This window comes from Amycolatopsis minnesotensis (assembly GCF_039529815.1).
In the GTDB taxonomy this organism is placed as follows: domain Bacteria; phylum Actinomycetota; class Actinomycetes; order Mycobacteriales; family Pseudonocardiaceae; genus Amycolatopsis; species Amycolatopsis minnesotensis.
The window spans coordinates 463,853-470,794 of record NZ_BAAANN010000001.1 but is presented as its reverse complement, the minus strand read 5'-3'; the positions used below and the strand labels follow the sequence as shown (position 1 = coordinate 470,794).

The window sequence follows — 6,942 nt, the reverse complement described above, 5'->3', positions numbered from 1 at the left end:
CAGGTAGATCGCCGACTTGTCCTTGTTGTCCCCCACCGAGGTCAGCAACGCGGCCATGTACTCCGCGGTGTAGTTCGCCTTGAGGTACGCGGTCCAGAACCCGAGCAAGGCATAGCCTGCCGCGTGGCTCTTGTTGAACGCGTACCCGGCGAACGGCAGGATCGTGTCCCACAGCGCCTGCACGGCCTCCGTCGAGAAGCCGTTGGTGCGCATACCGGAGGCGAAACCCTCGAACTCCTTCTCCAGCACCTCCTTCTTCTTCTTGCCCATGGCGCGCCGCAAGGTGTCGGCGCGGCCCATCGAGTACCCGGCCACCTTCTGCGCGATCTGCATGATCTGCTCCTGGTAGACCACGAGACCGTGGGTTTCGGCGAGGATGTCCTTCAGCGGTTGGGCCAGTTCGGGGTGGATGGGCTCGATCGGCTGCCTGCCGTTCTTGCGGTCGGCGTAGTTGTTGTGCGTGTTCATCGCCATCGGGCCCGGCCGGTAGAGCGCGTTGACGGCGATGATGTCGCCGAGCCCGGTGGGGCGGAGCCGTCGGAGCAGGTCACGCATCGCGGCGCCGTCGAGCTGGAACACGCCGAGGCTCTCGCCGCGGACCAGGAGCTGGTAGGTGGCTTCGTCGTCGACGCCGAGGGTGTCGAGGTCGATGTCGACCCCGCGGTTGGCCTTGATGTTGTCGATCGCGTCCCCGATGACGGTCAGGTTGCGCAGGCCGAGGAAGTCCATCTTCAGCAGGCCGATGGCCTCGCACGACGGGTAGTCCCAGCCGGTGATGATCGAGCCGTCGTCGCGTCGCCACAAGGGGATCGCGTCGACCAGTGGTTCGCTCGACATGATCACCGCGCAGGCGTGCACGCCCGCGTTGCGGATCAGGCCCTCCAGGCCGCGCGCGGTGTCGAAGATCGTCTTGCACTCGTCGTCGGTCTCCACGAGCGTGCGGACCTCGGCGGCCTCGGCGTAGCGCTCGTGCTTCGAATCGACGATCCCCGACAGCGGGATGTCCTTCGCGGCGACGGGCGGGGGGAGTGCCTTGGAGATCCGGTCCGCGATCCCGTAGCCGAGTTGTCCGTAGTGGACGCGCGCTGAGTCCTTGATCGCCGCTTTCGTCTTGATGGTGCCGAAGGTGATCACCTGTGCGACGTACTCGGCGCCGTAGCGGTTGGTCGCGTACTGGATCATTTCGCCGCGCCTTCGGTCGTCGAAGTCCATGTCGATGTCGGGCATCGAGACGCGCTCGGGGTTGAGGAACCGCTCGAACAGCAGGCCGAGTTCGAGCGGGTCGAGGTTGGTGATGCCGAGGGCGTAGGCGACGAGGGAGCCCGCCGCGGAGCCGCGGCCAGGCCCGACCCGGATGTCGACCTCGCGTGCGTGGCGCATGAGGTCGGCGACGATGAGGAAGTAGGCGGGGAAGCCCTTGCCGACGATGACCTCGATTTCGAACTCCGCGCGGTCCACATAGGACTGGGTGACGCCGCCGGGGAGGCGCCGGCGCAGGCCGGCCATGACCTGTTCCCGCAGCCACGAAGCCTGGTCGTGCCCGTCGGGGACTTCGAAGACCGGCATCCGGTCCTTGTGGGTGTAGACCTCTTCGTAGGACTGGACGCGTTCGGCGATCAGCAGGGTCGAGTCCGCGGCGCCGGGGACCTCGGAGTCCCAGTACTCGCGCATGTCCGCGGCCGACTTCAGGTAGTAGCCATCCCCGTCGAACTTGAACCGGTTCGGGTCATTGAGCGTCTTACCCGCCTGCACACACAGCAACGCCGAGTGCGTGTCCGCCTGATCCTTGGTCACATAATGCGAATCGTTCGTCGCCAGCGGCCTCAAATCAAGCAGCCTGCCGATCTCCAGCAGCCCCTCCCGCACCGACCGCTCGATCGGCAACCCGTGATCCATCAACTCCAGGAAGAAGTTCCCCGCACCGAAAATGTCCTTGTAATCCGAGGCCGCCTGGATCGCCGCGTCCCTCTGCCCCAGCCGCAACCGGGTCTGCACCTCACCCGAAGGACACCCCGTCGTCGCGATGATCCCCGCCGCGTTCTCGGAAATGATCTCCCGGTCCATCCGAGGCTTGCGGTAATACCCCTGCATCGACGCCAGCGACGACAACCTGAACAAGTTCCGCAACCCCACCGGGCTCTCCGCCAGCATCGTCATATGCGTATAGGCACCCGCACCCGAGACGTCACCACCCTCACCCAGCTCATCCGCACCACGCTGGTTCGACTGCCCCCAGAACACCGGCTTCTTGTGAAACCGCGACTCCGGCGCGACGTACGCCTCGATCCCGATGATCGGCTTCAACCCGTGCTTACGCGCCTGCTGGTAGAACTCGTCCGCCCCATACATGTTGCCGTGGTCGGTCATCCCCACCGCCGGCATCCCCAACCGCGCCGCCTCCGCGAACAACGGACCGATCTTCGCCGCACCATCGAGCATCGAGTACTCGGTGTGCACATGCAGGTGGACGAACGAGTCCAAGGTAACCACCTTCGGTTGTCGGCTGGTGTCTCGGTGCGCATTCGATCCGAGACGGCGTCGCGGCGTCCAACAAAAGACACGTGACCCGCGACAACTCGAAGTTGTTTTCCGAGCCGTGGAGCCCCGCCAGCCGCGAGGAGTGGCACACTTCCGGCGTCACCCCGCCGGGTGGCCGACGTCAGCAGGCCGACAGGGGTGGGAGATGCTCGCCGACCTGACCCGCGAGGAACAACGGCTGATCGAGGCCGCCGCCGAGGGTGACTGGCTGGACCTGCGGACGGCCGCGACGGACACGATCCGCGCCGCGGTCGTCGAGGAGGTGCTCCTCGGCAAGCGGGACGGCCCGGTGCGCGCGGTGAAGCTCGTCGGCGCCAGGATCGTCGGCGCGCTGAACCTGGAGGCGGTGACGCTGCCCGGCCCGTGCTGGCTGGTGGACTGCCGCCTCGACGACGTGGTGAACCTGCGCGAGGCCCAGGCGCCCTCGATCCGCCTGACGCGCTCCAGGGTGTGCGAACTGCTCGCCGAACAGCTGCAGGTGCGGGGCTCGGTCGACCTGGCCGGGCTGGTCACGGCGGGGGACGAGGTGCGGCTGCTCGGCGCGGACATCGGTGGCTCGCTCTACCTCAGCGGTGCGCGGCTGACCAACCCGGAGGGGTACGCGCTCGCGGCCGACAACCTCGTGATCGGCCAGAACCTGTTCGCGCGGGACGGTTTCGTCTCGCGGGGAAGCGTGCGGCTGGCCGGCGCGCGCATCGGCGGGACCCTGGAACTCGACGGGGCACGCCTGAGCGCACCAGGGGCCGACGTGCTGTCCGCCGACGGGCTCGTGGTCGGCCAGGACGCCTTCTGCCGGGACGGGTTCCGCGCCGAGGGGGAGGTGCGGCTGGTCGGTGCTCAGATCGGCGGCACGTTGTCGTGCAGCGCGGCCACGTTGTCCAATCCGGACGGACGCGCACTGAACCTGGACAGCGCGACCGTCTCGCAGGATCTGTTCCTGCGGCGCGACTGCGTGGTCGAGGGCGAGATCCGGCTGGTGGGTGCGAAGGTCGGCGGTTCGCTCATCCTGAGCACCGCCCGCCTGACGGGTGCGCACGGCTCGGCGGTGGCCGCCGACGACCTGTCGGTCGGGCGATCGATGTTCGCCAGGACCGGGTTCACCTGCGAGGGCACCCTCGGGCTGGCCGGTGCCCGGATCGGCGGCCTGCTCGATCTCGGTGGCGCGATGGTGAACTGCGACGGCGGGGTCGCGCTCGACGCGTCGGGGCTCGTGGTCGGCGAATCGCTGGTGTGCGGCGAGGGGTTCGCGGCGCGCGGCGATCTGACGTTCGCGGGCTGCCGGGTGGCCGGTGACCTGGTGTTCCGGCCGTCGTCGGCGCCGACCGGGGTGCTCGACCTGACCAACGCCGCGGTGCGGTCCTACTCGGACGATCCCGCGACCTGGCCGGACCGGCTCGAACTGCGCGGCTTCGCCTACGAGACGCTGGTGAACGATCGCATCACGACGCGGCAGCGGCTGCGCTGGGTGGAGCGGCACCGCGGCTACACGCCGGGGGTGTACGACCAGCTCGCGGAGGCGTACCGGCGGATGGGCCGCGTCGAGGCGGCGAGGACGGCGAAGCTGGCGCGGCAGTGGCGGCGCAGGCGCGTGCTCAACCCGGTCGGCCGGGCCTGGAACTGGTTGCTGTACCTCACGGTCGGCTACGGCTACCGCACCTGGCTCGCCGCGGTGTGGCTGCTGGCGCTGCTCCTGGTGGGCGCGTTCGTGCTCGACCCGGCCCAGCTCCACCCCGCGGTGGCGAACCCGCCGTCGCTCAACCGGGTCGCCTACACCCTCGACGTCCTGCTGCCGGTGATCGATCTCGGCCAGGACAAGGCATGGGTGGCCGGAGGGGTGGCCCAGGTCTGGGCATGGGCGCTGACCGCGTCGGGCTGGCTGCTGACCACCACCGTCGTCGCCGGTCTCACCAACGCCCTCAAACGGGACTGAACCTCAGTGCTGCCCGGCGCGGAACTTGTCGAGCACTCGGCGCTCTCGTTTGGTCGGGCGTCCGGCGCCGCGTTCCCGGCGGGCGACCGGGATCGACGTCTCTTCCGCCGGCGCGGGTGTCCTGTCGATGAAGCAGGTGGCGGCGTCGGCGGCGCCGACGCGCTTCTGGATCACCCGCACCACTTCGACGATCCGGGTCGTCTGGCCGACGCGGGCGCGGATCTCGTCGCCGGGTGACACGGTGGTCGCCGGTTTGGCGGGCCGGTCGTTGACGCGCACGTGCCCGCCTCGGCAGGCCGCGGCGGCGTCGGGCCGGGTCTTGGTCAGCCGGACCGCCCACAGCCAGCGATCCACTCGGGTGGACTCCACAGCCGTACATGATGGCACGGGCCCGGTCGCGGTCGCAGCCGCCGAGGTCGCCGGTCTGGTCAATCCGAGGTATGAGTGCCTCTGAGATCGATATAACTCGATCTGGAAGTGCGGGCCAGAACTGCACGAGTAGACTCAGACTGCATCTGTTTGAGAGTTACTTGGGAGGTTGCGTGGCGGCGCTCGCCGAACGTGCCCGTCCGCGCGTGGTGCGCGAACATCCGAGGGCGGGCTGGTTCGCGGTCGGCGCCGTGTGCTTCGGGGCCTTCATGGGCCAGCTCGACGCGAGCATCGTCACGCTCACCTTCCCCGCGCTGCAGCGCGAGTTCGTCGACCCGATGGCCGCGGTCCAGTGGGTGTCGCTGGCCTATCTGCTGACCCTCGTCGGGCTGCTCGCCGCGGTCGGCAGGATCGCCGACGCCGCCGGCCGCAAGCTCACCTACGGACACGGGTTCGCGGTCTTCACCGCCGCTTCCGTCGCGTGCGGGCTCGCCCCGTCGCTCGGCTGGCTGATCGCGTTCCGCGTGGTGCAGGCGGTCGGGGCGGCGATGCTGCAGGCGAACAGCGTGGCGCTGGTCGTCACCAGCGTGCCGAAGGCCAAGATGCGCGCCGCGCTCGGCGTGCAGGCGGCGGCGCAGGCACTCGGGCTGGCGCTCGGCCCCACGGTCGGCGGCCTGCTCGTGACCACCGCGGGCTGGCGGTGGGTGTTCCTGGTGAACGTCCCGGTGGGGATCATCGGCCTCATCGCGGGCCGCTACCTGCTGCCGAGGACGCGCGAGCGCACGCCGCTCGGCCGGTTCGACACCGCAGGCGTGGTGCTGCTCGCGACCGCGTCCACCGCGATCCTGCTCGCGTTGTCCGTGCTGTCCGGACTGGAGTTCCCGATGTGGTCGGCCGCCGCGCTGGCGCTGATCGGTGTCGCGGCGGCCGCCGGGTTCGCGCGTCGCGAGGCCACTGCCGCGAACCCCGTGGTGTGCTTGAAGATGCTGCGCAGCCCGGTGGTCGCGCTGGGCCTGACCGGCGCGCTGTGCGGGTACCTCGTGCTGTTCGGGCCGCTGACGCTGCTGCCGCAGGTGCTCGGCGCGCAGGTCGGGCTGGTGCTGACGAGCCTGCCCGCGGGGTTCGCCGTCGCCGCGGTGGCCGCGGACCGGATGCTGCCCTCGAAGCTCGGCACCCGCGGCAGGGTGCTCGTCGGCGCGGCGGCGAGCGTGGCGGGATGCGCGGCGCTGGTGGTCACGGTGCACTCCGGGGTTCTCGCCGGCGTGTCGTTGTTCGTGCTCGGCCTCGGGCTGGGAGTGTTCATCCCGGCGAACAACTCGGCGATCATGGGGGCGATCCCGGCGCGCAGCTCGGCGGCGGGGGGAGGGCTGGTGAACATGGCGCGTGGCCTCGGTACGGCGCTCGGCGTCGCACTGGTGACGCTGTGCCTGCACGCGGGCGGCGCCATGGGCACGGTGCTCGCACTCGGTGCGCTCGCCGTGGCCGGTGCCGTCGCGGGTGCCACCGGGTTCGCGGTCTGCCGCGCCCAGAACGCGGAGCTTCCCGGCGGAGTGACGCTTGCGAGCGAATCGAAGGCATCATGAGCGCGGAGGTGCCCGATGTCGCGCTCGCCGAGGTCGTCGCGCGGCTGCGGCGGGCCATGCGCCGTGCGGCCCGCAACGCCGATCCGTCGAACACGCTCTCCGTCGCGCAGCTCGAACTGCTTTCGTGCCTCGCGGAGAACCCCGGTGCCGGGCCGAGCAGGCTCGCGCACGTGCTGCGGCTCGCGCCGAACTCCGTCACCACCATGGTCAACGGGCTGCGCGCGCGTGACCTGGTCAGTCGCACCAGCGGGGAGGACGACCGTCGCACGGTCGCGCTGGCGCTGACCGGGCAGGGGCGCGAGGCGGTGCACCGGTGGCACGGCCACAACGCGGAGATCCTGGAGACCGCGATGGCGCGCCTGCACCCGGCCTGGCAGCACCTGCTGACCGCGGCACTGCCCGCGCTGCACCAGCTCGTCGGCGCGATCGACGATCTCGCCGAAGACGCCGACGAGCGCCGGTAGCCGTGTTTCGTGACGCTCGCGCGGGAAAGCCACTACGTCGTGGCCACGGGCTCGCCGC

5 protein-coding genes are annotated in these 6,942 nt (G+C 70.1%); 3 read left to right on the top strand and 2 right to left on the bottom strand.

Going from position 1 to position 6,942, the window contains the following annotated elements:
* Nucleotides 1-2,481, bottom strand: a 2,481-nt coding sequence (gene dnaE / locus ABD256_RS01915) for a DNA polymerase III subunit alpha (protein WP_344412642.1), incomplete at its 3' end; no start/stop codon positions are given.
* 202 nt (nucleotides 2,482-2,683) lie between these two features.
* On the opposite strand from dnaE, the gene ABD256_RS01910 reads away from it, so the two are divergent.
* Nucleotides 2,684-4,468: a hypothetical protein gene (locus ABD256_RS01910; protein WP_344412640.1), complete on the top strand. Its 1,785-nt coding sequence runs from the start codon at nucleotides 2,684-2,686 to the stop codon at nucleotides 4,466-4,468.
* 3 nt (nucleotides 4,469-4,471) lie between these two features.
* Here ABD256_RS01910 and ABD256_RS01905 read toward each other — a convergent pair whose 3' ends face one another.
* Entirely contained in the window at nucleotides 4,472-4,837 is a 366-nt protein-coding gene (locus tag ABD256_RS01905) for an RNA-binding S4 domain-containing protein (RefSeq protein ID WP_344412638.1), read from the bottom strand.
* A gap of 173 nt (nucleotides 4,838-5,010) precedes the next feature.
* Between ABD256_RS01905 and ABD256_RS01900 the strand changes: the two genes are divergently transcribed.
* Together ABD256_RS01900 and ABD256_RS01895 are read left to right on the top strand one after the other, a co-directional pair.
* Entirely contained in the window at nucleotides 5,011-6,420 is a 1,410-nt protein-coding gene (locus tag ABD256_RS01900; protein ID WP_344412636.1) for an MFS transporter, read from the top strand.
* Complete coding sequence (locus tag ABD256_RS01895) at nucleotides 6,417-6,884, top strand: MarR family winged helix-turn-helix transcriptional regulator (protein WP_344412634.1); 468 nt, start codon at nucleotides 6,417-6,419, stop codon at nucleotides 6,882-6,884. The genes ABD256_RS01900 and ABD256_RS01895 overlap by 4 nt, the downstream gene beginning before the upstream one ends.
* The last annotated feature ends 58 nt before the right edge of the window (nucleotides 6,885-6,942 follow it).